General features: G+C 44.9%; 15 protein-coding genes and 1 pseudogene. 10 read left to right on the forward strand and 6 right to left on the reverse strand.

Going from position 1 to position 24,458, the window contains the following annotated elements; all coding sequences use genetic code 11:
• Positions 1–4: 4 nt before the first annotated feature.
• The 3 genes from AC3CH4_RS17095 to AC3CH4_RS17105 all read left to right on the forward strand — a co-directional run bounded on the left by AC3CH4_RS17095 (position 5) and on the right by AC3CH4_RS17105 (position 3,228).
• The gene (locus tag AC3CH4_RS17095) at positions 5–1,699 is read left to right on the forward strand and encodes an ABC transporter ATP-binding protein (RefSeq protein WP_488544109.1); all 1,695 of its coding nucleotides are present in this window, start codon (positions 5–7) and stop codon (positions 1,697–1,699) included.
• On the forward strand, positions 1,696–2,535 hold the full coding sequence (locus tag AC3CH4_RS17100) for an energy-coupling factor transporter transmembrane component T family protein (protein ID WP_488544110.1): 840 nt from the start codon (positions 1,696–1,698) through the stop codon (positions 2,533–2,535). Before AC3CH4_RS17095 ends, AC3CH4_RS17100 begins: the two co-directional genes overlap by 4 nt.
• Before the next feature lie 222 nt (positions 2,536–2,757).
• Positions 2,758–3,228 carry a TetR/AcrR family transcriptional regulator gene (locus AC3CH4_RS17105; RefSeq protein WP_017072409.1) on the forward strand — a complete coding sequence of 157 codons (471 nt, stop codon included), beginning with the start codon at positions 2,758–2,760 and terminating at the stop codon, positions 3,226–3,228.
• A gap of 104 nt (positions 3,229–3,332) precedes the next feature.
• On the opposite strand, the pseudogene glgB reads toward AC3CH4_RS17105, so the two are convergent.
• From glgB to AC3CH4_RS17120, 3 genes and pseudogenes are all read right to left on the reverse strand, one after another.
• Positions 3,333–5,512 (reverse strand): annotated as a pseudogene (gene glgB / locus AC3CH4_RS17110) (1,4-alpha-glucan branching protein GlgB).
• A gap of 175 nt (positions 5,513–5,687) precedes the next feature.
• A complete protein-coding gene (malQ, locus tag AC3CH4_RS17115; protein ID WP_474357096.1) occupies positions 5,688–7,868 on the reverse strand; it encodes a 4-alpha-glucanotransferase in 2,181 nt (726 codons plus the stop codon).
• Positions 7,869–8,055: 187 nt separating this feature from the next.
• The gene (locus AC3CH4_RS17120) at positions 8,056–10,509 is read right to left on the reverse strand and encodes a glycogen/starch/alpha-glucan phosphorylase (protein WP_010431613.1); all 2,454 of its coding nucleotides are present in this window, start codon (positions 10,507–10,509) and stop codon (positions 8,056–8,058) included.
• A 568-nt stretch (positions 10,510–11,077) separates the two neighbouring features.
• Between AC3CH4_RS17120 and malT the strand changes: the two genes are divergently transcribed.
• From malT to sstT, 7 genes are all read left to right on the forward strand, one after another.
• Positions 11,078–13,786: an HTH-type transcriptional regulator MalT gene (malT, locus tag AC3CH4_RS17125; protein ID WP_488544354.1), complete on the forward strand. Its 2,709-nt coding sequence runs from the start codon at positions 11,078–11,080 to the stop codon at positions 13,784–13,786.
• 570 nt (positions 13,787–14,356) lie between these two features.
• Positions 14,357–15,277: a polyprenyl-phosphate transporter gene (locus tag AC3CH4_RS17130; protein ID WP_488544111.1), complete on the forward strand. Its 921-nt coding sequence runs from the start codon at positions 14,357–14,359 to the stop codon at positions 15,275–15,277.
• A 202-nt stretch (positions 15,278–15,479) separates the two neighbouring features.
• Entirely contained in the window at positions 15,480–15,920 is a 441-nt protein-coding gene (locus AC3CH4_RS17135) for a hypothetical protein (protein ID WP_017073657.1), read from the forward strand.
• On the forward strand, positions 15,917–16,513 hold the full coding sequence (locus AC3CH4_RS17140; protein WP_004732104.1) for an SCO family protein: 597 nt from the start codon (positions 15,917–15,919) through the stop codon (positions 16,511–16,513). The genes AC3CH4_RS17135 and AC3CH4_RS17140 overlap by 4 nt, the downstream gene beginning before the upstream one ends.
• Before the next feature lie 86 nt (positions 16,514–16,599).
• The gene (locus tag AC3CH4_RS17145; protein ID WP_488544112.1) at positions 16,600–17,058 is read left to right on the forward strand and encodes a copper chaperone PCu(A)C; all 459 of its coding nucleotides are present in this window, start codon (positions 16,600–16,602) and stop codon (positions 17,056–17,058) included.
• Between the two features lie 524 nt (positions 17,059–17,582).
• Positions 17,583–18,647 carry a ribosome small subunit-dependent GTPase A gene (rsgA, locus tag AC3CH4_RS17150; RefSeq protein WP_488544113.1) on the forward strand — a complete coding sequence of 355 codons (1,065 nt, stop codon included), beginning with the start codon at positions 17,583–17,585 and terminating at the stop codon, positions 18,645–18,647.
• Positions 18,648–19,087: 440 nt separating this feature from the next.
• On the forward strand, positions 19,088–20,302 hold the full coding sequence (gene sstT / locus AC3CH4_RS17155) for a serine/threonine transporter SstT (RefSeq protein ID WP_004732110.1): 1,215 nt from the start codon (positions 19,088–19,090) through the stop codon (positions 20,300–20,302).
• 123 nt (positions 20,303–20,425) lie between these two features.
• On the opposite strand, the gene AC3CH4_RS17160 is transcribed toward sstT, so the two are convergent.
• The 3 genes from AC3CH4_RS17160 to AC3CH4_RS17170 all read right to left on the reverse strand — a co-directional run bounded on the left by AC3CH4_RS17160 (position 20,426) and on the right by AC3CH4_RS17170 (position 24,458).
• Positions 20,426–21,646 carry a tetratricopeptide repeat protein gene (locus AC3CH4_RS17160; RefSeq protein ID WP_488544114.1) on the reverse strand — a complete coding sequence of 407 codons (1,221 nt, stop codon included), beginning with the start codon at positions 21,644–21,646 and terminating at the stop codon, positions 20,426–20,428.
• Between the two features lie 308 nt (positions 21,647–21,954).
• Entirely contained in the window at positions 21,955–22,557 is a 603-nt protein-coding gene (locus tag AC3CH4_RS17165; RefSeq protein ID WP_065206699.1) for a response regulator transcription factor, read from the reverse strand.
• An 11-nt stretch (positions 22,558–22,568) separates the two neighbouring features.
• Entirely contained in the window at positions 22,569–24,458 is a 1,890-nt protein-coding gene (locus AC3CH4_RS17170) for a sensor histidine kinase (protein ID WP_428782982.1), read from the reverse strand.

The following is a 24,458-nucleotide window of genomic DNA, read 5'->3' on the forward strand; positions in this document are numbered from 1 at the left end:
GCCAATGACTATAGAATTTTCGAACTTCTCTTTTAGATATGAGTCGCTGGATAAACCGACGCTAAAAAATATCAATCTAAGGATAGAGAAAGGAGAGAAAATCGTCATTATTGGACCAAGCGGAAGCGGTAAATCTACCCTAGGTCAATGCCTCAATGGCCTAATACCTCATGCAATTAAAGGTGAGGTAACTGGCTATTTAGAGATCAACAGCAAGAATATCTCTGAATTTTCGATGCACGACTATACCGAGCAGGTAGGCACAGTATTGCAAGATACTGACAGCCAATTTGTGGGTTTAAGCATCGGCGAAGATATCGCATTCGCATTAGAAAACCAGTTGATGTCGAACATTGACATGTACCCGTTAGTTAAGTCGACTGCAAAAATGGTTGACCTAGCGGACATGCTTGAGCGCTCGCCACACGATCTTTCAGGTGGTCAAAAGCAACGAGTATCGCTAGCCGGCATCTTAGTTGATGACGTTGATATCTTGCTGTTTGATGAGCCTTTAGCCAGTCTTGACCCTAAGACCGGCAAGGCGACCATCGAGATCATCGACCAACTGCATAAAGAAACCAACAAAACCATCGTGATTATCGAGCACCGCCTTGAGGATGTCCTGCATCGTGATATCGATCGTGTGATCTTAATGGAGCGCGGTGAAATCGTCGCGGATATGACTCCCGATGAAATTTTAGCGTCTAAGTTACTTGATACGCATGGTATTCGTGAGCCTCTTTACTTATCTGCGCTTAAAGCGGCGAAAGCCCCACTAACCTGCGAAGATAAGCTGTCAAACCTCAAAGCTTTGGATTACAAAAGGTTCCGCCCAGCAGTTCAAGCTTGGTTTGCTGACCGCCCGGCCCCTGCTGCAGAAAAGCAGTATCAACCTTTACTTGAAGTTCATGGTCTGACTTATTCTTACGATGGCGAGAAGAACGCACTCGAAGATGTGAGCTTCAAGATTGGCAAAGGCGAGTTTGTTTCGATTCTGGGCAAGAACGGTTCGGGTAAATCTACCATCACCAAACTCATCATGGGTGTGATCGATGCCGATTCAGGCTCTTCCTATCTCAATGGTGAAGACTTATCTGAGCTTTCTATCTTCGAAAGAAGCCAAAAAGTCGGTGTAGTAATGCAGAACCCAAATCATATGATCTCGCATCATATGATTTTTGACGAGATTGCTTTTGGTCTTCGTAACCGTGGCGTTGCAGAAGATGAGGTCAAAGAAAAAGTTGAGAACGTTCTTGAGCTGTGTGGGCTGAGTAAGTTCCGTCACTGGCCTATCGAAGCTTTGAGCTACGGTCAGAAAAAGCGTGTAACGATCGCTTCTATTTTAGTGTTGGAGCCTGAACTCCTCATCTTGGATGAACCAACAGCTGGCCAAGATTACCGAAACTACACGTCAATGTTGGCGTTTATCCAAAAGCTTAACCGTGATTTGGGGATTACTGTGGTGATCATCTCACACGACATGCATCTCGTTCTAGAGTACACCACACGTTCGATCGTAATCGCAGACAGCAAGCTTATTGCCAATGCCGCCATGACGGAAGTGTTTAGTCAGCCATCGCTTCTAGAACGTGCAAACCTCTGTACCACTAGTATTTATGAACTCGCGACTATGATGAAAATCGACGATACCAATGCGTTTATGCAGTACTTCATCGACTACGAGAGAAGTTCTCTATGAACGCATCAAAAGTAAAATTCGGCATCAACTACATTGATACCAAATCCCCCCTGCACGCATTAAATGGCATCACGAAATTTGCACTCTTCTTAGCTTGGGTAACCGTGGTATTGACTACGTTCGACCTGAGATTGATTACGCTGCTTATTATGACTGGTTTATACCTATTAAAGCTCACCAATGTGCCTATACGCGTGTATAAGCCTTTGTTATTAGGTACGGCGAGTGTCTTAAGCCTAAATGCTTTATTCATGTTCCTGCTTGCTCCGCAGCAAGGCACTGAGCTCATCGGTAGCGAAACTGTATTACTGACATTACCGGGTAACTACTCGTTGAGCCAGGAGACTCTGTTTTACTTAGTCACCGTCACGCTTAAGTACATGAGCATGTTTCCGATAGCGTTAATATTCGTCTTCACTACGCATCCGACTGAGTTTGCCGCAAGCCTCAACCGTATCGGTGTTCCGTACAAGATCGCCTATGCGGTAAGCTTAACGCTGCGTTACTTGCCAGAGGTTAAGAAGGACTTCATCAATATCATGCATGCTCAGCAAGCTCGTGGTGTAGAACTCTCGAAGAAAGCGCCCCTAATAACTCGAATCAAAAACGTGGCTAAGGTTCTAGGGCCGCTCATTTTCTCTAGCTTAGACCGCGCAGACGAGATTTCAAATGCAATGACGCTTCGAGGCTTTGGCCGACACAAGGCACGTACTTGGTATAGCTATTCGCCTTTGAGACGTATCGACTTTGTTTGTTTGAGTGTCATTGCTTTTATTGTGGTGTTGGCCATAGCGAAACGCATTCTTGAACCTGAATTGTTTTGGTATCCATTCTAAGTTTTCATTTACCACATACAAACAACGACTTAAAATTACACACCGCTCAGTAGGGCGGTGTTTTTATGTGTGCCAAGATCTGATTAACAATTGAACCAATAACTCAATACTGACTATTTTTGACGATAAACTGACCGTTTACTTACGTCTTTGGTTTGAAATCTAATTTAGAAACTCTTAATACACACGCTTACAGAATGCTACACTCAATAGAGATTTGTAATCGCTCGAATTACTCAAGTACAGAAACTAGAAAATCAAAAGCACTACGATGAGATCGTACTAAACCTTTTTCTGGCTGAAGGACATGAAGCACTAACTTATGCAAGGATTGCTCAAGAAATTGGCATTAGTTTGACGACGCTTCAGGGCTATTATCCATCGACCCGCGCTATCCGATCAGCGCTACACCAACACATGCTATCAATTGTTATAGAGAATCTAGAGTTCTCGTCGGAAGAAGTATTCATTCAATCTTGGCAAAACGCTCTAGATAATGATCAATTTCGATTCGTGATCAAATTGATGTTTTTCCATGCCTCCCAGGTCAAGAGCCCTGAACAGTTTAATATCAGTTCAGATGGTCAATTCCGCGAGATAATGTTTAATAGCTTTGGGCTTGATTCCGTTCGAATCCTTGAAACTGTCGTAGGACGTTCAATGTTCTATCTCACGAACTTCAAACAGCATTAAACCAAGCATTAAACCAAGCATTAAACCAAGCATTAGAAATACAAAAATGGGAGCCTTTCAGCTCCCATTTTCTTTTTAGTTATCGCTTACTTCAACTTATAGACCTAATTTAGCTTGTAAAAAACGGTCGATAACGGTGGTAAACGCAGCTCAATCGATGTGTCTAAGCCTTCGCTTTCTACTGATTCAACCTCAGCAACCGGCTTCACTTCAAAGCCACTGCCTGCATAATCCGCAGAGTCTGTATTCAATAACAAAGAGTACTGACCTTGTGCTGGAACGCCTAAGCGGAAGTGCTCATGAGGAACGGGGGTAAAGTTAGAAACCACCAATACACGCTCGCCTGATTCACTGATACGCTCATGAGCTAAGATGCTCGCTTCAGCTGAATCCTGTAGACGCCACTCAAAACCTTTTGGGTCGAAATCAAGATCATGCATTGCGGCTTCAGAACGGTACAGATTGTTCAAATCTTTCGTTAAGCGCTGAACACCTTGATGACGTTCATAATCTAGCAAGAACCATTGCAGTTGATCATCGTGGTTCCATTCCGCCGTCTGACCAAATTCAGCACCCATGAAGTTCAGTTTCTTACCTGGCTGCGCGTACATATAACCCATGTAAGCACGTAGATTTGCCGTTTGCTGCCACTCATCACCAGGCATTTTTTCGTGGATAGATCCTTTACCATAAACCACCTCATCGTGAGATAGAGACAATACATAGTTCTCACTGTGTGCATAAACCAATGGGAAGGTAATTGTATCGTGGTGATATTTACGATTGATTGGATCTTCTTGGATGTAAGACAAACTATCGTGCATCCAACCCATGTTCCACTTAAAGCCGAAGCCTAAGCCGCCCATAAAGGTTGGGGCTGAAACACCAGGGAAAGCCGTTGATTCTTCAGCAATCGTCATCGCATTCGGGAAGTGCTTGTACACTTCTTCGTTCATCCACTTAAGGGTTGCGATAGCATCGTAGTTTTCGTTGCCGCCGTCTGCATTCGGAATCCATTGATCATGGCTACGCGAATAATCGAGGTACAACATCGAAGCAACCGCATCAACACGAATGCCGTCGATATGGAATTGTTCAAACCAGTACAGTGCGTTTGCAACCAAGAAACGGCGCACATGCTCTTTGCCTAAATCGTAAATGTACGAACTCCAATCTTGGTGCCAACCACGACGTGGATCTGGATCATGGAACAAAGGTGTTCCATCAAAGTTGGCTAAGCCGTGATCATCACTAGGGAAGTGTGCTGGAACCCAATCCAGAACAACACCCAGACCAGCTTGGTGACATTGATCGACGAAGAATTTGAAGTCATCAGGAGAGCCAAAACGACTCGTTGGAGCGAACAAGCCTATTGGCTGATAGCCCCAAGAACCGTAAAACGGATGCTCTGAAACCGGCATCAACTCTACATGCGTGTAACCCAAGTCCGTTAAATATGGGATCAATTCAGCAGCAAGTTCACGGTAGTTTAAGAATTCCCCTTCAGCGTTACGCTTCCAGAACCAGCGTGCAGTTCATAGAACGAAAGTGCTTCTTTACGCTTTTGCGTTACTGGGCGATTCTGCCACTGAGTATCTTGCCACTCGTAACGAGCGTGATCGTAAGTCACAGAAGAAAATGAAGGGTATTGCTCAGAGTAAAAACCCCATGGGTCAGCTTTGTGTGGTAAGCCTTCGCCATCAGGTCCTTTTAATTCAAACTTGTATTGAGCGCCTTCTTCCAGTTCAGGAATGAATAGGCCCCACATGCCATAATCTAAGCGTTGCATTGGATGACGACGACCATCCCAAGCGTTGAAGTTACCCACTAAGCTTGCCGCTGTTGCATGCGGTGCATACACCAAGAAACGCGTACCTGAAATCGTCTGTCCATCACGCTCTAGCGTAATAAACTGAGCCCCCATGTGATGATACATATCTTTAGGTGTATGGAGATCTTCATAACTCGCGTACAGATCGTGGTACTGATATGGATCATCGATGATCTGCTCGACTCCAGCCCAATCAACCGCGAGCTTGTAGTGAGTAAAACGTAAATCTCTCTCTTGCTTAAGAATGAAACCACTTTCACCCTCTCGCGCTAACTCAATACGAGGTTCCTTTCCAACAATCAACTCGACTTTATTTGCCCCAGGAATCCACACACGTAATGCACCTTGCTCAGAAGGTAGGTATGGCCCTAAAAACGCAAATGGGTCAGTGAAACAAGCCTGTGATAGTTGGGTATATATTTGTTTTTGCTTTGAAATAGAACTTAGTTCCAAAACGCTTCTCCCTAACCAAACATCCAAAAAATATAATACAAAAATGCCCGCTATTAGTGCGGGCAATATAACGACGGTTTATTCTACCAGATGAGCATTCATTATTGAGTGACCGAGGTTGTAGTTTCGTACGGCGTAAGCAAAAAACCACCTATTTTCAAGCCACTCAACGTCATTACTTAGCTGCTTTTTCTCGAACGTCAGTCAGCTTAGAAGCGATACGATTTACCCCTTCGTGAGCAAATATTTCGTCCAAGTTCATTGATAGTTTACGACGCCAGTTAGGGTATTCATCGACAGTGCCAGGAATGTTTACTGGCTTGTCCATCTCTAACCAATCTTCCAGTTGAACACTAAGAAGTGTCGAACCACCAGCCGCAACGTGCAGTTGAAGTGCTTCAGCAAGATAAGAGTCCATCGGTACTTGGCTTGCATCACGACCAACACCTTCAGGTAAGAAGCCATGCCATGCCACTGAATCTAAGATACCTTGTTTGCACTCCAGACGGTCATCGAACAAGGTTTCTAGCTGTTCTGCATCTGGGTATAAACCAATCTCTTGACCCATTTTCAAGTCATCACAATGCCAGAAGCCGCGAAGCGTTGGCATATCATGAGTACAAAGTGCCGCCATCGATTGTGGCGCATAATGTTTCGGTGAAATAAAGCCACCGTCATCTTCTGATGTTTCGAAGAAGAATACTTTATAAGAATGCACGCCCGCATCCGCTAGAATATCGACGATTTCATCCGGCACAGTACCTAAATCTTCACCAATAACGCTACATTGGTAACGGTGAGATTCAAGCGCCAGAATTGACAGCATGTCTTGTACTGGGTAGTAGATGTACGCACCCTTGGTTGCGTTTTCGCCTTTTGGAATCCACCACAAACGCAGTAGGCCCAAAACATGATCAATACGAAGTGCACCACAGTGCTTCATATTGGCACGGAGTAGCTTAATGTATGCGTCGTAGCTCGTTTCTTGAAGCACTTCAGGATTAAGTGGTGGTAAACCCCAGTTTTGACCTAGAGGACCAAGCACATCTGGTGGAGCACCGATGCTCGCATCCATCACTAGGTTGCCTTCATCGGCCCAAGTTTCGCTGCCTGAATCAGCAACACCAACAGCTAGGTCACGGTACAAACCAACGGCCATGCCTTTCTCTTCAGCAAGAGACTGTGCATCGTTGATTTGGCAATCCGCTAACCACTGCAGGTACATGTAAAGATGAACATTCTCTAGGTTCTCTTTAATGTATTTCTGTGTCGCTGGGCTTTCGAATGTACGATACTTCTCTGGGAATACTGGCCAGCCCCATATACCTGAATCTTCGGCATGTAACTCACCGTGCAGAGCATCAAACGCCGCTTGATGCATCAGGCTTTCACCACCTTCTTCTACAAATGCTAAGAACGCTTGTGCACGATCGCTGTTCTTGTCTAGATGACGAGTCTTAAATTCTGCGAATAACAGAGGCAAGATACTCATCTTAAGCTCAGACACTTCGGTGTAGTTTACCCAGTGCGCTTCACGAGCTTTTTGTAGACGCTGTTGGAATTCAGCGCTGCCTACCGTTTGTTGTGCTTCAGCACTTAATGCGAATTCAGGTACTGAGCTCACATCAATGTATAAGATGTTCAACCAACGACGTGACGACGGGCTGTATGGGCTCGCGCCTTCTGGGTTCGCTGGGAATAATGAGTGAATTGGGTTTAAGCCAACAAAATCACCACCGCGAGAAGCGATATCAGCAACAAGCTGTTTAAGGTCACCAAAATCACCAATACCCCAGTTGTGCTGAGTTCTTAGTGTGTACAGTTGAACACTTGGTCCCCAAAGCTTTTTGCCTTGCTCGATTGGTGACTGCTTGAAACACGCTTTTGGCGTAATGATCAATGTCATCTCGTAAGGCTTCTTACGGCGCTTACGACTCACAATCAGCTTGTGATAACCCCATGCCAAATCACTTGGCAATGCAAACACTAAAGGGCCACCCTCGGCACGCTCGTCACGAACGACTTGAGATTGAAGATAGCCTTCAAGTACCTCTCCTTGCTCGGTTTCTAAGCGCCAGCTGAACTCACTTTCACGAGCACTAACACCTAGATTAAGCGCCACCTCTACTGGCTCACCGTCACGCAAGACAAGAACTGGGTCTAGTACATCTTTTTTGTGTTTTCTTTCTGCAGATTTAAGCAGTGCATCATCGCTGCTTGTATCGTAGCCCAATGAAGCCAATAGAGACGTAATCGTCTCTTCTGATACTTGTGCTTCATCGCCCCACGCACTAACGTAACTGTCGGCAATATTTGCCATTTCTGCGACTTGTTTTAATACGGTCTGTTCTTTCATCGCTCTCTCCGAAAACGTTCTGACGCTTTCAATTTTGTAGGGTTGTTATTTAATTTGTTACTAATCAATTAGCTTGTGACAATCAGTTTGTAAGCATCTTGTTTATAAACGACAAACCTTTAAGCCTTTCGTTTGCTCACAAGCTAATTGAGCCAAGGCAGAAACTGCCTTGGCTACTTTGGAAGTATTAACGGTTAACCGCTTCAAGTTTCCAAATGTTGTTCACGTAATCGCGAATAGAGCGGTCTGATGTGAACTTACCAACCAATGCTGTGTTAAGAATCGCTTTCTTAGCCCAACCTGCTTGGTCTTTGTACTGCTTGCCCATGTCTTCATGTGCTTTCACATAAGATGCGAAGTCAGCAAGACATAGGTACGGGTCGCCACCGTCTAGTAGGCTATCAAACGTTGCACGTAGAAGGCCTGGTTGACCTGGAGAGAACTCATCGCCAGTCAGTAGGTCTAGAGATGCTTTCAGCAGTGGGTCTGCGTTGTAGTAATCGTATGGGTTGTAACCCTGAGCTTGCAATGCCACTACACCATCAACGTCTAGGCCAAAGATGTAGATGTTTTCATCGCCAACTTCTTCACGAATCTCAACGTTTGCACCATCCATCGTACCGATAGTTAGCGCGCCGTTTAGCGCCATCTTCATGTTGCCCGTACCCGATGCTTCTTTACCAGCCAGTGAGATTTGCTGAGAAACATCTGCCGCAGGAATAATGATTTCAGCCATGCTTACACGGTAATCAGGGATGAATACCACTTTCAGCTTGTTGCCAATGCGAGGGTCGTTGTTGATCTTCTCTGCAATCTTGTTAACCGCGAAGATGATCTCTTTCGCTAGGTGGTAACCCGGTGCTGCTTTCGCTGCGAAGAAACATACGCGTGGCTCACACTCGAAACCAGGTTCGTTAAGAATACGGTGGTACAGAGATAGAATGTGTAGCAAATCTAGGTGCTGACGCTTGTATTCGTGAAGACGCTTGATTTGCACGTCGAAGATAGCGTTCGTATCTAGCTCGATACCCATGTTCTCTTGAACCCAATCAGCAAGGCGCTGTTTGTTTTCTTTCTTAACAGCCATGAATTCTTTTTGGAATTTCGCGTCTGTTGCAAACTTAGCTATGCCTTCAAGCTGCTCTAGTTTTGCTGGCCACTCAGTGCCTATCTTGCCAGTAATTAGCGTAGATAGCCCTGGGTTACAGAACTTCAACCAACGACGTGGCGTAATGCCGTTCGTTACGTTAGTCAGTTTGCCTGGGAAGATTTCGTTGAACTCAGGGAACAAGTCTTTCTTAACCAGTTGAGAGTGAAGCGCAGCTACACCGTTTACTTTGTAAGAGCCAATCACACATAGGTTTGCCATGCGAACCATGCGGTGGAAACCTTCTTGGATGATAGAAAGCTTCGCTTGCTTCTCACCGTCACCAGGCCACATCTTGCGAACTTCTTGCATGAAGCGGTGGTTGATTTCAAAAATGATTTCCATGTGACGTGGAAGAAGACGGTTGATCAAAGATTCAGACCAAGTCTCTAATGCTTCTGGAAGTAGTGTGTGGTTCGTGTATGCGAACGTATGAGCACTGATTTCCCAAGCTTGGTCCCAAGTTAAACCTTTCTCATCGATCAGGATGCGCATCAATTCAGGGATAGCGATCGTTGGGTGCGTATCGTTCAGTTGAATCGTTTCTTGCTTAGGCAAATCTTCTAGAGAGAAACCTGCTGCTTCGTGACGACGTAGAATATCGCGAACAGACGCTGCTGAGTGGAAGTACTGCTGCATTAGACGCAGTGTCTTACCTTTCTCGTGGTTGTCGTTCGGGTAAAGTACTTTAGTGATGTTGCCTGCATCGATTAGCGAGTGTTGCGCTTCGAAGTAGTCACCGTTGTTAAAGCTTGCTAGTGAGAATGGTGCGATTGCCTGACATTCCCAAAGACGCAATGGGTAAACTGTGTTTGACTCGTAACCTACGATAGGTAGATCCCAAGGCATTGCTTTCACTTCCATACCCGGAACCCAAGTACGAACTTCTTTACCGTCGATATATTCAACTTCTACATGACCGTAAAAACCAATGTGTTGTGCTAGTTCTGGACGAGCTACTTCCCATGGGTAACCTTCAACACCACGCCATGCGTCAGGTGCTTCTTGTTGACGACCGTCTTGGAAAGACTGTTTGAATAGACCGTATTCGTAGTGAAGACCGTAGCCTACTGTTGGGTATTCTTGAGCGGCACAAGAATCCATGAAACAAGCGGCTAAACGACCAAGACCACCATTGCCTAGTGATGGGTCGCGTTCTTCTTCTAGAAGATCCGTTAGGTTTTGACCTAGCTCTTCCATTGCATGAGTGATCTGTTCGTACAGACCCATGCTGATCAGGTTATTACCTGTTAAACGACCAATCAAAAACTCTAGTGAAAGGTAGTTAACGCTCTTCGCGTTCTTAATTTTTTCGTCATTTTCAGTTTCTAACAGATCAAATGTTGTCAATTCTGCTAGCGCACGCCCCATTGCTAGGTACCATGCGCGGCTATCTGCGTTTTCAATCGTTGTTGCGTAGGTTGCAGATAAATGCTTCTTAACGCTTTCTTGGAACGACACTTTATCGAAAGTTTTTTGCTGAGTTGGTTTCATTTCAGAAATCTCGCTTTTAATAGTTCTAATTCATCTGTCACATATCGTGCATGGTCACCATTAACTAAACATCCTCCCGCTAACGCGACAAACTAGGAGTAGATGGGAGGGCGTAGGGGGCGTACCGACATAGGGTTAGTGATCTGACTCTCATGTTCTGACTTCGAACAAAAACTTGGAGTGACTAAGATCACAAGCTCCCGTTCGATAACTTACCTTCAATTGATGTGACTTTTATTTAACCGGATTAAAGTCATTATCAAATTTGATATTCAGATCACGAAAATAATTTCTTCCTCTCATCTTTTGCATAGATTTACGTGTTGAGATGAAGGAAGTCACATTCACAAACCAACCCGCTATGTGAGCAAAGTCTCAAATAAAGGGCGTAGAAGCCTAAAAACATGCAGGAGTGCAAGGTTTCTGAGGAGGATCATAGTCGGTGCCGTTTTGCTTCACGTAATATGATTGAAGACTTAAGTAATTAGGCTGATGTCATTCGATTACACTCAACGATAGATTGAGGTAATCCAGAACATAAGCCACGGAATAGGTGAAAAACTTCGACATGTGGATCCCTTCGAAACTGACTCGTCCCGGCCGCTTACATAATGCAATCCTACGACCTAGGGTTCTCGATCTGCTCCAACACGCAGATTGCTATAAGCTTGTATTATTCCGCTCTCCAGCGGGGTACGGCAAAACCACAATGGCAGCTCAATGGCTGGTAGATAAGCCCAATGTGGGTTGGTACAGCATTGATGACAGTGACAACGATGCCTTTCGCTTTATCAACTACCTAATGCAATCACTCAATAAAGCGACTCAAAATGCCTGCCCTAATGCCCAAAAGCTGGCAGAAAAGCGACAATTTTCATCGTTGCATTCTTTGTTAAGTGAAGTGTTTGCTGAGATGTCTGAATTCCATCACGAATGTTTCCTTGTGTTGGATGACTATCACTTGGTCAACAATGACGACATCCACGAAGCTATGCGCTTCTTCCTTAAACACATGCCTGACAACCTGACGCTTGTTGTGACTAGCCGTGGCACTCCACCACTTGGAACTGCAAACCTTCGTGTTCGTGATTTGATGATTGAGATTGGAAACGACTCTCTGGCTTTTGATACTGAAGAGACGACGCGCTTCTTCAATCAACGTGTCGCCGATGGCGTAGATGACACGACCGCTGGTAGTATCTGTACTTATGTTGAGGGGTGGCCTTCGGCGTTACAGCTTATTGCCCTTCAAGCTCAACATCAAAAACGTACCCTTGCGCAATCTGCAGAATCGTTCTCTCACTTTAACCATGCCCACCTTTGGGATTACTTGGTTGAAGAAGTATTCGATCTACTGGATAAAGAAACCCGACAGTTCTTGATGCAGTGTTCAGTACTTGATCATTTCAATGACGAATTAGTCTGCGCGCTTACACAGCGTGAAGACGCACTGGGTATGATCGAATCACTCAACCGATTTGGCTTATTCATCTACCCGCTTGAAGGCGAGAAAAACTGGTACCGATTCCACAATCTATTCGGTGAGTTTCTTGCCCATGAGCGCCAAGCTCGAATTCCGCAACAAGAAGCCGAGTTGCACCGGAGTGCCGCGAAAGCGTGGATCAAACAGAAAACGCCTCATCAAGCACTGCGACATGCACAACGTGCTGAAGATCCAGATCTGATCATCCAAATCCTGACTGAACACGGTTGGCCGATGTTCAACCAAGGTGAGCTTTCATCATTAGAGATGGCGATCAAGCAACTGACTACGGATCAACTATACAGTGAGCCGAAGCTATCAATGCTGCGCGCTTGGCTGGCACAAAGTCAGCACCGTTATGATCAAGTGGGTACTTTGTTGGAAGAGGCTGAGACTCAATATCAAGCTCGAAACATTGAACTCGATACTCAGCAACAAGGCCAATACAATGCCTTGCGTGCCCAAGTTGCCATCAACAGCAATGAGCCTGAGAAAGCATTGGAGTTGGCTGAGCTTTCGTTGAGCCAGTTGAACACCACCGTTTATCGTAGCCGCATTGTCGCAACCTCGGTTGTGGGCGAAGTGAATCACGTAATGGGTAACCTAAGCCGTGCGCTACCGATGATGCAACAAACAGAAAAACTGGCACGTCAGTATCAGGTTTACCATCAGGCTCTATGGGCAATTCTTCAGCAAAGCGAAATCTTGATTGCTCAAGGTTATGTTCAAGCTGCATTTGAGCTACAAGACAGCGCATTCAAATTGATCGAAGAGCATCAGCTTCAATACGTTCCTCTACATGAATTTTTGCTGCGTGTTCGCGCTCAGATCTTCTGGTGTTGGAACCGACTAGATGAAGCGGAAGAATGTTGCTACAAAGGCTTAGATATCCTTGGTCACCACTCTCCGAGTAAACACCTGCACAGCTATTCTATGCTGGCTCGAATTTCATTGAGCCGCGGCGAGATTGATAAAGCGTCGAAGTTTATCGACCAAATTCAACACCTGCTACGTCAATCAACTTACCACGTGGACTGGACGGCAAATGCTTCTTTGTCTTTGATTCTTTTCTGGCAAGTAAAAGGCAATAAAGAGGCAATCCGTGATTGGCTAAGCGTGGCGGTTCGACCTGAATCGGCAAGTAACCACTTTTGCCAGCTTCAATGGCGAAACATCGTACGTTCTCACATCATCCTTGAGCAGTATGAAGATGCGGAAGAAGCGCTGATTTTCCTTAAGAGTGAAGCGCAGCGTTCACATCTGATTACAGACACCAACCGAAACTTGATCGTTGAAGCGGTGTTGCGTACACAAATTAACGATGAAGACAGCGCACGCGTGCTACTTGAAGAAGCGCTTCATATGACCAACCAAACCGGTATGGTTGGTAACTTCTTAGTCGACGGTGGAACTATCGGGCATATCTTGGATAAATTGAGCAACAAGCCAGGCTTAGGTGACTTAGAACGCCATCGCGCTCAACAGATCATGAAAGATATCTCAACCACCCAACGCAGCCGCTCGGTTCACTTCGATGAAGACTTTGTTGAGAACTTAGTTAATCACCCGAATATTCCTGAGCTTGTGCGCACTAGCCCACTCACCCAGCGTGAATGGCAAGTACTTGGTCTGATCTATTCTGGGTTCAGTAATGAGCAAATCGCTCAAGAGCTCGATGTAGCGGGGACCACGATCAAAACTCACATCCGTAACCTTTATCAAAAGCTCAACATTGCTAACCGTAAAGAAGCAATCAGCACGGCGGAGAACTTGCTGCAGTTGATGGGGTACTAAAACGGAATCGAGATTGATTCGAGAAAAGCTTAAGCTAGTCACCAATGGTGGCTGGCTTTTTTTTCATCTGAAGTTTAGAGCTTAAAAATGTAGGAGCTGGAAAAGAAAAAAGACAATCACCAAACGACAGGCAAAAAAATAGCCAACCGCAATAATCGCGATTGGCTCTATATATTTGTGAACAAATCAATAGGTTCACTAACAACGTCAGTTGGCTAGGTGACCCTCGGCTTAAGAAGGGTCAATTAATATAATGCAGTTAGCGTGCCAACTTTTATTCGACGTTTTATAAGCCCTGCATCGCATAAAAACCATGAATTTGTCATGCGAATTGCAAAGTGCATTTGCATAATGCAACCAAGATGCAATATCGATAAGAGATCAGTTTCATCTCTGCTCTTAATGACAAATTACTAAGTGGTTGTATTTTAAATGTTAGGCAAATGTTCAGTTCAACTTATTGCCTTACAATTAAGAGAGTAATAAAAGCCCTTCCCCAATGGCATATTCATACTTTTTTTACACTAAAGTTTGTATACTGCACAAAATTACCCTCAACTCTATGAAGCAATGAACTACTTAAGTACTTTTTTCAAAGGCATGGCAATGGGCGCAGCAGACGTTGTTCCTGGCGTGTCGGGCGGAACCATCGCATTCATCACTGGTATCTACGATACGCTGCTAGAAAGCATTCGCAGGATTAACCCTAGCTTACTTGGCTTATGGAAACGCGAAGGCTTCAAAGCCGCGTTTAACCACATCAATGGTTTCTTCCTGATTTCACTGTTCGCAGGCGTATTCACGAGCATTGCGACATTTGCAAAACTGATTTCTTGGTTATTAGTCACCCACCCCGTTCCACTGTGGTCTTTCTTCTTTGGCCTGATCTTGGTGTCGGTTTTCCATATTCTTAAGCAAGTAGAGAAGCGCGATATGATTCGATTCGTGTTTTTGCTGCTTGGCGTTGCTTTCGCCTATAGCATTACCGTGCTTAAGCCGCTGCAAATGGAACCAACCAGCATCAATGTTCTCATTGCGGGTGCGATTGCGATCTGTGCGATGATTTTGCCGGGTATCTCGGGTAGCTTCATTCTGCTATTGATTGGTATGTATGGTCCGGTTCTTGGTGCGGTTAAAGAGTTCCAAATCGATGTGCTTGCGCTATTCCTTAGTGGCTGTGTGATTGGCCTACTGACTTTCTCGCACGTACTTTCTTGGTTACTGCGCTCATTCCGCGATTTCACATTAGTGTTCTTAACTGGTTTGATGATCGGTACGCTGCCTAAGATTTGGCCGTGGAAAGAAACCATCAGCTGGCGTACAAATTCAAAGGGTGAGCAAGTTCCTCTACTTCAAGAAAATCTGTCACCGTTTGATTTTGAAGCCGTAACCTCTCAGCCTTCTCAGCTGGTAATGGCGATTGTGATGATGTTGGCTGCTATTGCCTTGGTTCTAGGACTAGAGAAATTTGCAGAGCGCAACGCTGACTAATCATTCAACCAACTTCTGGAAAGCGTTTAGAACGGATAATGCTTAGAAATACTAAGCTCACCTCTCGATAAACAGACAAAAGCGAAGCCAATGGCTTCGCTTTTTTAGTTCTACCATACGCACAAAATTGCTTTTTGATACAAGCACGTATTGAGGGGTATGATAACATCGCCGCTCTTATAAAATTAGATGAGAACACGACATGCACCCAGCATTAAAGGTGGTGGCTCTTGGCATAGCTCTCGTGGCAGGTTTTTATGGGCCGCAAGTATTTCAAAAATTTAAGTCGGTCATTGAGCACTCAACTGCCGAAGTCAACTTGGATGACTACTGCATGCTTTCAACCATATCGTGTGAGCAGGAATCCATTTCAATGTCGCTTGATCGCGAAACCGCGCAACCTCTTCTACCCACCAAGATAAAGGTCGTTTGGGAAGGTGCTGCATCTGAGACACTGATGTTATCGCTCACCGGTTTAGAAATGGAAATGGGATCAGCGCGTTTTCAATTGAAGAGCATTGGCAATAATACCTATGAAGGTGAAGTGATTTTACCTGTATGTACTTTAGATAAAATGACATGGGTCGGTGAGCTCACTGATGGTGTCGATACTGTAAACCCTGCAATAAGGATGGCAAGATGAGTAGAAATTGGTCGTTAGCATTGGTTGTCGCTTTTGTACTTGGCTTTGGTGTCAAAAGCTATCTTGATGGGCAAAACGAAGTTCAAGAACAACACGCTGCAAAACAAGAGTTCTCCGCAACGACTCTTTTCGGCAAAGACAACCAGCCAACGGAAATCTTTGACCAAACCGATGACAGAATTCGTATCGTTTACTTCGGTTTCACACGTTGCCCAGATGTATGCCCGACTTCTTTGGCTATGTTGGCCGGAGCACTTAACCAAGTCTCTGATGAAGCAAAAGCAAAGATTCGCCCAATGTTTGTTTCTCTCGATCCAGAACGTGATGCCGCTGAAGCCTCGTATGAATACGCGCAATACTTCCACCCGATGATGGAAGGACTAAGTGGTCCATTGGATGTCACCACTACTCTGGCCCATAACTACGGTGTTATTTTCAGAAAAACTAAGCTTGAAGGTTCAGAGTTGGAATACACCTTAGACCACAGCTCATATTTCTATTTTTTAAAGCCCGACGGCACACTGATTACCAAAGTGCCGCATACGTTAACGCCAGCGCCAATTGTTGAGGCCATCAACAAATTGACGCAGTAAAACGTAAAAATAAAGAACTTACTCAATAAAGTTCGAACTAAAAAAGTCAGGTCCCAGACCAAAACATAAAAACTAAGGACAACAACATGAAGTTAAAAGCTCTTGCTCTAGCAGGCTTACTGCTTGCACCTCTTGCTCATGCTAAAGGTGACATTATGGTTCACGACGCTTACGCTCGTGCAACCCCGCCTTCAGCAGTGAACAGCGCGGTGTTCACGACTCTGATGAACCACAGCGATAAAGATCGCGCTATTGTTTCTGCAACAACACCTGCAGCAGGTAAAGTAGAACTTCATGATGTAATCATGGATGGCGATGTTATGAAAATGCGCCAAGTTCAAGAGATCACCATCCCTGCGAACGGTGAAGCAGTACTTAAACCAGGTAGCCTACACATCATGTTGTTCGACCTAGCAAGCAGCCTAAAAGAAGGTGAGCAAATCGAGATGACACTGACTTTCGCCAATGGTGAAACACAGACCTTCGATGCGCCGGTTAAGAAAGTAATGAGCGGCATGAAAAAGATGAATCACGATCATCATTAATCGTATTCACAATTGATAAAATAATTTAGGCCACGATGACTTCTCGCCATCGTGGCTTTTTGTTAAACTGAGTTCGCTTTTTATTCAAAGCCTGAACACATAAATAACCCAAGGAGAATAGAAGATGATTGTAATGAACACACTAAAACTGGCAGTAAAAGTAACGCGTTAATATGTTTGGTTAATCCAACTTAAATATCGATCGACCAACATCTCGTCACCCGTTGACTACCGCACACTTTTACCCGGTTAACTATTGATCTATAAGAGATCAATCTCTCATGCCAATAGCGCATGACTAAATCCGGGGTCCTATCTATTTGAATTCGACCCAAGCTCAAAACATTTTTGACGTCTCGACACTTTTTAATCTCAGCAACTCTTTTTGGTCTCATTAACTCTTTTGATCTCGTCAATAACCTGAGATCTCACAAGATGTTAATGCTCTCATAAGACTTTAATGCACTGATAAGACTTTAATGCTCTCACAAGAAAAGAAAGCTCGCACGTCTGGGTAAATAAACATGAATTCACAAACTGCATTTTCTCATCCAATGTCACTTCAACAGCTTGGATGGCAACCTGTATTTCAACAACAACTGACACTCGAAGACTATGATCATTCCGTCATTGCTCGCATTACCGCGCACCATCGCAGCGGCTATACATTAGCGTCAGAGCAAGGCGAAATCGTTCTACCCGTTCATAAAAACCAACCCGCAATGACGGTTGGTGACTGGGTGATGTTGAACTCTGAGCTGCAATTCGACCGCTTACTTGAGCGTCAGTCGCTCTTCCGCCGTAAAGCTGCAGGCAGTCGCTTAGCTGAACAATATATTTCATCCAATATCGACACCGTTTTTATCGTGGTTTCGTTAAATAACGACTTTAATCTAAGCCGCATCGAACGCTATCTAGCACTCGCCAACGAAGCGCAAGTTGAAACCGTTATCGTACTCACCAAGAAAGACTTGTGTGACGACTACCAAGACAAAGTACAACAAGTTCAAAGCTTAGATTCTATGCTGATGATCGAAGCCGTTAATAGCCTAGACCAAGACTCTACTCAAGTATTATCACCTTGGTGTAAAACGGGCAAAACGGTGGCTTTAATGGGGTCATCCGGCGTTGGTAAATCGACACTCGTGAACTCGCTACTTGGCGAAACTCAGCAAGAAACGGGCGGTATTCGTGAAGACGACAGCAAAGGCCGTCATACAACCACGTCACGATCGCTCCACTTGCTAACATCGGGTGGTTTACTGCTCGATACTCCTGGTATGCGAGAGTTACAACTCGCCGATTGTGCTGAAGGAGTAAGTGAAACCTTTTCGGATGTGGAAGAGTTAGCGATGCATTGTCGCTTTTCTGATTGCAGTCATGAGTCAGAACCAGGATGCACAATACGCAAAGCCATTGAAAGCGGTGAGCTTTCTGAAAGACGATTCTCTAACTATGAGAAGCTACTCAGAGAGCAAGCAAGAAATGGAGCCTCATTGGCAGAACAGAGAGCGAACAGTAAGCAGCTTTCTAAAATGTACAAAACCGTGCAGTCAGAGAGCCGTAATATCAAGAAATCGTCTAAATAGCCGATTATTGGATTAGGTTTACAACACGTAAATAAGCCCTATGTCCCTATCGCGTATTAGCTCATTAATTCATGAGCTCTTTAACGCATTGGGCTGGGGCTTTTTTGTATCAGCGGGGCTTCTTTGTATCAACAGGAACTCAATAGGATTATTTCTGCACACAATGATCTTGCTAATCGACTCTGGCGGCACTAGAACCAGAACATTGACCCGAATGAGTATTATCATGCAGATTTATATCTCAACAAGAGTACAAAAATTTAACATTTAGCTCTAAAAACACCACGTAGCGCAAACAATCACCCTAAAAGTAAACTATTCCTAGACACCCTCTTAGATCCCGCTAATATGACCGCCCATTCCACTAGTGTATAGTTGGATTTGGTACAACTTTATAAAAAAATACATCACTATAATAAATTAACAATTGCAGGTATTTTATGCAAAATCACAACATGCTCGCCCGCATCGCTCGTGGAAATCTCGTTCTACAGATCCTTGCTGGTATTGTTTTCGGTGTCGTTCTCGCCATGGTTTCTCCTTCAGCAGCTCAAGATGCAGGCCTATTAGGTAGTCTGTTTGTTGGTGCTCTGAAAGCTGTTGCTCCAATTTTAGTATTCATTCTTGTTGCAGCTTCTATCGCAAACCAAAAGAAAGGTCAGCATACTCATATGCGTCCAATCATTGTGCTTTACCTGATTGGTACGTTCTCTGCAGCACTGACTGCGGTAGTACTGAGCTTCATGTTCCCAACCACTTTGACACTGGTTGCTGGCGCTGAAGGTGCTAACCCTCCTCAAGGTATTGCAGAAGTTCTTCATACGCTTCTATTCAAGCTTGTAGATAATCCAGTTAGCGCACTAATGAACGCTAACTACATCGGTATTCTTGCTTGGGCAATCGGTCTTGGTCTTGCTCTGCACCACGCATCAGCAACAACAAAAGCGGTTTTCGAAGACCTAAGCCACAGTGTTTCACACATTGTTCGCTTCATTATTCGTCTTGCGCCATTCGGTATCTTCGGCCTTGTTTCGACTACATTCGCAACAACGGGCTTCGATGCACTAGCAAGCTACGGTCAACTGCTAGCGGTTCTACTAAGCTCAATGCTGATCATTGCACTTGTGGTTAACCCTCTGCTTGTCTTTGTAAAGACAAAACAGAACCCATACCCACTTGTACTACAATGTATTCGTGAATCTGGTGTAACGGCATTCTTCACTCGTTCAAGCGCTGCAAACATCCCAGTGAACATGAACCTTTGTAAGAAGCTAGAGCTAGATGAAGATACTTACTCTGTATCAATCCCTCTAGGCGCAACCATCAACATGGCAGGTGCTGCAATCACCATCACTGTGTTAACGCTTGCAGCTGTACACACAATGGGTATTGAAATTGATATCTTCACTGCGATTCTACTGAGCCTTGTTGCTGCAATTTCGGCATGTGGCGCATCGGGTGTTGCAGGCGGTTCACTGCTGCTTATCCCACTAGCATGTGGCCTATTCGGTATTTCTAACGATGTAGCGATGCAGGTTGTAGCGGTTGGTTTTATTATCGGTGTGATTCAAGATTCAGCTGAAACAGCGCTTAACAGCTCAACAGACGTCGTGTTCACTGCGGCTGTATGTAAAGCTGAGCAAAACAAAGCTTAATAAGCTCTAAAAGCAAATAGCACATAAATAAAAAGGGAAGCATCAGCTTCCCTTTTTGTTGTCTTGAGTTTCTCGATTAGAGCTAAAACGACCTATCAACCGTACACAAACAATGAGTGCAACTTACTGGCTTCTATTCCAGTTAGACTCAACAGCAGACTGACTGAAATCTAGAGGATCACTATTTGGTGTAGCTTGTCTCTCTGTTGAAGCTTGTTCGGTGTTAGGTTGCTGGCTGTAATCAACATTAGTATCTTGAGCATTCGGCGCTTGAGTCGCTATTTGGCTCTCATCTACATTTAACTCCTCACCTTCTTCCTCGGAGGCTTCTTTAACCTTCTTAGGAACAGGCACATTGCGTTTGTAGAGCTTGTTAAGCGCTTTGATGATTGAATGCTTAGTGATTGCTTCTTGGGTCAGCTTAGTCATTATTGGCTTAGTCAGAGCCTGTAAGCCCACGACTGCATCGACACCAAGTTCCCCGCCGACTTTATCCCTCAAATGCTTCGCTTCTGCGTAGCCAAAATGAGCTGATAGGAATAACCAGATATAAGCGATGGCGTTGCCGTGTTCACCATGGTCAATCCAAGCTTCGCCTGCTCTAAACATCGCTTCTGCACTGTTCTTTTCTGCAGCCGTCTCAAGCCAGTAAATAGCCTCGCCATGGTTAGGCTCAACACCCACACCGTTCAAATAACTCATACCGAGTTTGATCTTGCCGTCTAGGTTGTTTTTTTCAGCGGCCTTTTGGTACCACTCAACAGAGCTTTCAGCCGAGTAATCGGGATTCTCTTTATCTAGACACCAGTCACCGATAAACAGCATCGCTTCCGTATTACCACCAGCCGCTGACTCTTCAATATAGGTATAACCCTTAGGGATGTTCTTATCGGTTCCACGACCAAAGACAAGCGCTTTGCCCATCTCGAATTTCGCCGATACGTCATTGTCTAAAGCAGAGATTGCCAGCTGCCAAAAGTTGGCTTTTTCTCTTAAAATCAGGTCTTCTTTACGCTTCATGCTTAGGCGCACAATGCCGTACATGCCATTGATATTATCGAGTTGCGCCGCTTTGTCGTACCAATACAGAGCTTCCTTAATATTGTTACGTTCAGCTTCTTTTGCCAAATACAGAATCGACGGTACATGCCCAGTTTCGGCTTTGAAGTGACGCTCTTTTTGCTCTTGTATGCGCGCTTTTTCAATCGCTTTTCGATAAGCGACAGCACGAGCCTTACGTTCTTGTTCCAAGCGCTGCTTTCTTAGCGATAAAGAGATCAGCCACACGGCGACAAGTATTAACGAAAGAGCCGTCGCACCAATTGCGATTCCCATTGTACTCATAAAATATTTTAACCTAACTCGGCTGATACTAGCCCCGATATCGGGAAGGTGATCAACCCATAGTGAATGTTTCTAATTACAGGGAAAAGCGCCGTTATTTAAACGTTCCGCCCTAAAATGAACTTAGTTCAGTATCTCAGGAATACATAGCGATAAAAAGTCTACTAAGACCTATCCTTATGCACTCCATAAATGGTGTGATCTTGCTTCAATAGAGTTCGATAATGAAGACCACCTTTGAGCAAAATAATCTTAAAAAACGACAACGAAATTGATGAATACCTATCTGCAATTTCGTGTCGCTGTAGTTAGTTCAGTTGACCGTATATGTAAGCTAGCTCAGCAACCGTTTTAGCAGAAAATTTCTTCATTAAACTCGCTCGGTGTACTTCTACCGTTCTCATCGCGATACATAATTCATCGGCAATTTTCTGGTTACGTTTGCCGTCGATAATCTGCTTAAGAATATCGATTTCTCGCTCAGTTAACGACGCATACGCTTGGCGATAAACATTCATGTGTAAATGCTTTTCAGAAGCCTCTAGCCCTTGCTTGATCGCCTCAGCTAACTCACTGCCTTTAACTGGCTTTTGAAAGAAGTTTACCGCACCGGCTTGCAATGCCTCCACCGCCATTGGTACATCACCATGGCCCGTCAGGTAAATCACCGACAATGGGCTCTGCGCTTTCATCATCAACTCATGAACTTGCTGTCCTCTCATTTCAGGCATTCGACTGTCTAACACCACGCATCCCGTCGCATTCAAATCCACTGCATCCAAAAAGCTCGGGCCATCTTCATAGGCTGTCACCTTGAAATCATGCTCTTCCAATAAGAACACCAATGAGTCACGCATCGACTCATCATCATCAACCACATAGACTGGCAACGTATGATGAAGTTCAGACATAACAAGATTCCTTATGAGTCATTTGAAATAGAGGAAGGCAGTGTCACCGCGACATGACAACCATGAGGAGTCAGTGAGGTGATGCTCATTTTGCCACTGTGGTCTTCAATCACGTCTTGGCAAATCGCCAGCCCTAAACCCAAGCCGTTTTCTTTGCTGCTCACAAAGGCTTGAGTGACTTGTTGTTCAGTGAAATCTAAACCGGTGCCATTATCGATAATCGACAGTATCATTTTATCCGGTTGATACTCGGTAATCACTTTAATTGTCGATGGTTCGTTGTTTTTGTTACCAATATCAGACGTAGCGCTTTGTTCGCGATGCTGTTGTGCATTACATGCGTCGGTCGCATTGTTTATCAGGTTTACAATCACTTGCTGCAATCCCACCGGGTCAACATGCAGTTGGATAGGCTTACCTACAGCGTCGCGCTCAATGGTTATCTTGTGTTTCTGTAATCGAAATTGCAGTAGCTCGATAGTGTCTGTGAGTAACTGCTCGATATCAGTCCGTGACTTTTCCGATGAACGTTTCTTTATCATGCTTCTCAAGCGTTGAATGATCGCATCAGCACGATCCACTTGAGACTGAATCTTCTCAAACACAGGTTCAATATCGGTCAATGGTTTGTTCTTCGAAATCCGCAATAAACCACCTTCACTGTAGTTGCGAATGGCCGCCAAAGGTTGATTGATCTCGTGTGCCAAGCTGCTTCCCAGTTCACCGACTACCGCGATACGTTGTGAGTGATCTAGCTGTTCACTCTTACTTTTCAGCTTGTACAGCGTCGCTTCTAGTTGTTTCTTGCTGCGACTGAATTTGTATTCTAGCCAGAAGTGGTAAGCATTCAGCGACACGACAAGAATAAAGAACGCCCATGCCCACTGTTGATTGTACTTGAGCCAGATTAACGCTTCCTTCCACCAAGGTTGTTGCAGTGGGTGCATGTCGAGTTGCTGATAAAGCTTGTCGATTGAGAGCAAGCTTGTCGGTGACGTCCAACCCGATGCATTCGCAGCAATGGCTGGCACACTGCTTTTTGGCATTGAAAACAACACTTGACTCATTTGCTTAGCTAATGCCGAAGAGGCTCGCTCTGTTTTGGCAAACGACCAGTTGGAATACAGAGGCGTAGACACTTGGCATCGAAAACCTTCAGGCGCTTGATTACCGATAACGCGATATTGACCCGCCACCAGCAAGCCTTCACTGATCATGCTCTCGACCAAACAAGCTGGCACCACAGCCGCTTCAATGTGTCCTTCTCGCAGTTGGTACAAGCTGGCATCGATAGGGAAACCTAAGAACTGCGTATTGGAAAAAAAGTGGTTGGGATTAAGCCCTTCTTGCATCACTTGATAACGCATTGTTAAGTAACCACCAAATGCATTTTCCGATACCGCCGCAATCGGCTTACCGCTTAGTTGTTCAAAAGAAATATAGGGCGACATTCTTCTCACCACCAAGGCGGAACCAATGCTGCGTGTATTACTGGCGCCTTGAGCTTCAACGTTATGACTGGTCATGGTCGCCATCCAAGAAAGCGCATACTGGCGTCCTAATCGAACCGCCTGACCTGGATTAGTAATAACAAAATCGACAGTGACCCCTTTCACCGCTTCAGCCATCTCTTCCAAATTGAAAGGCTTGAGGACAAAGTGCTTACCCGCAATACGATCCGACAGCCAATCCATTGTCGGCTGCCAACGCTGTTGAGCGGAAAGCTTACCTCGAGTCGCCAACACGCCAACCTCGATAACCTGATCGGGTTCATCTGTGTTTTGGTTTAGGCTTGAGCTTGGGGCTGCTATCGCTTGTTCAGATTGAGCGGCTAAACACGCACCCGCAGTTAGGCTCAACCAACAAAGGCCAACGATTGTCATTAGGTTTCTGACTGTCAC

It is taken from the genome of Vibrio sp. QJM3NY_26 (assembly GCF_057786005.1).

Excerpts from the sequence above, each read along its gene's own strand:
- AC3CH4_RS17095 (WP_488544109.1), top strand. The coding sequence starts at position 5 with ATGACTATAGAATTTTCGAACTTCTCTTTTAGATATGAGTCGCTGGAT.
- AC3CH4_RS17100 (WP_488544110.1), top strand. The coding sequence starts at position 1,696 with ATGAACGCATCAAAAGTAAAATTCGGCATCAACTACATTGATACCAAA.
- malQ (WP_474357096.1), bottom strand. The coding sequence starts at position 7,868 with ATGAAAGAACAGACCGTATTAAAACAAGTCGCAGAAATGGCAAATATT.
- AC3CH4_RS17120 (WP_010431613.1), bottom strand. The coding sequence starts at position 10,509 with ATGAAACCAACTCAGCAAAAAACTTTCGATAAAGTGTCGTTCCAAGAA.
- malT (WP_488544354.1), top strand. The coding sequence starts at position 11,078 with ATGTGGATCCCTTCGAAACTGACTCGTCCCGGCCGCTTACATAATGCA.
- AC3CH4_RS17130 (WP_488544111.1), top strand. The coding sequence starts at position 14,357 with ATGAACTACTTAAGTACTTTTTTCAAAGGCATGGCAATGGGCGCAGCA.
- AC3CH4_RS17135 (WP_017073657.1), top strand. The coding sequence starts at position 15,480 with ATGCACCCAGCATTAAAGGTGGTGGCTCTTGGCATAGCTCTCGTGGCA.
- AC3CH4_RS17140 (WP_004732104.1), top strand. The coding sequence starts at position 15,917 with ATGAGTAGAAATTGGTCGTTAGCATTGGTTGTCGCTTTTGTACTTGGC.
- AC3CH4_RS17145 (WP_488544112.1), top strand. The coding sequence starts at position 16,600 with ATGAAGTTAAAAGCTCTTGCTCTAGCAGGCTTACTGCTTGCACCTCTT.
- rsgA (WP_488544113.1), top strand. The coding sequence starts at position 17,583 with ATGAATTCACAAACTGCATTTTCTCATCCAATGTCACTTCAACAGCTT.
- sstT (WP_004732110.1), top strand. The coding sequence starts at position 19,088 with ATGCAAAATCACAACATGCTCGCCCGCATCGCTCGTGGAAATCTCGTT.
- AC3CH4_RS17160 (WP_488544114.1), bottom strand. The coding sequence starts at position 21,646 with ATGAGTACAATGGGAATCGCAATTGGTGCGACGGCTCTTTCGTTAATA.
- AC3CH4_RS17165 (WP_065206699.1), bottom strand. The coding sequence starts at position 22,557 with ATGTCTGAACTTCATCATACGTTGCCAGTCTATGTGGTTGATGATGAT.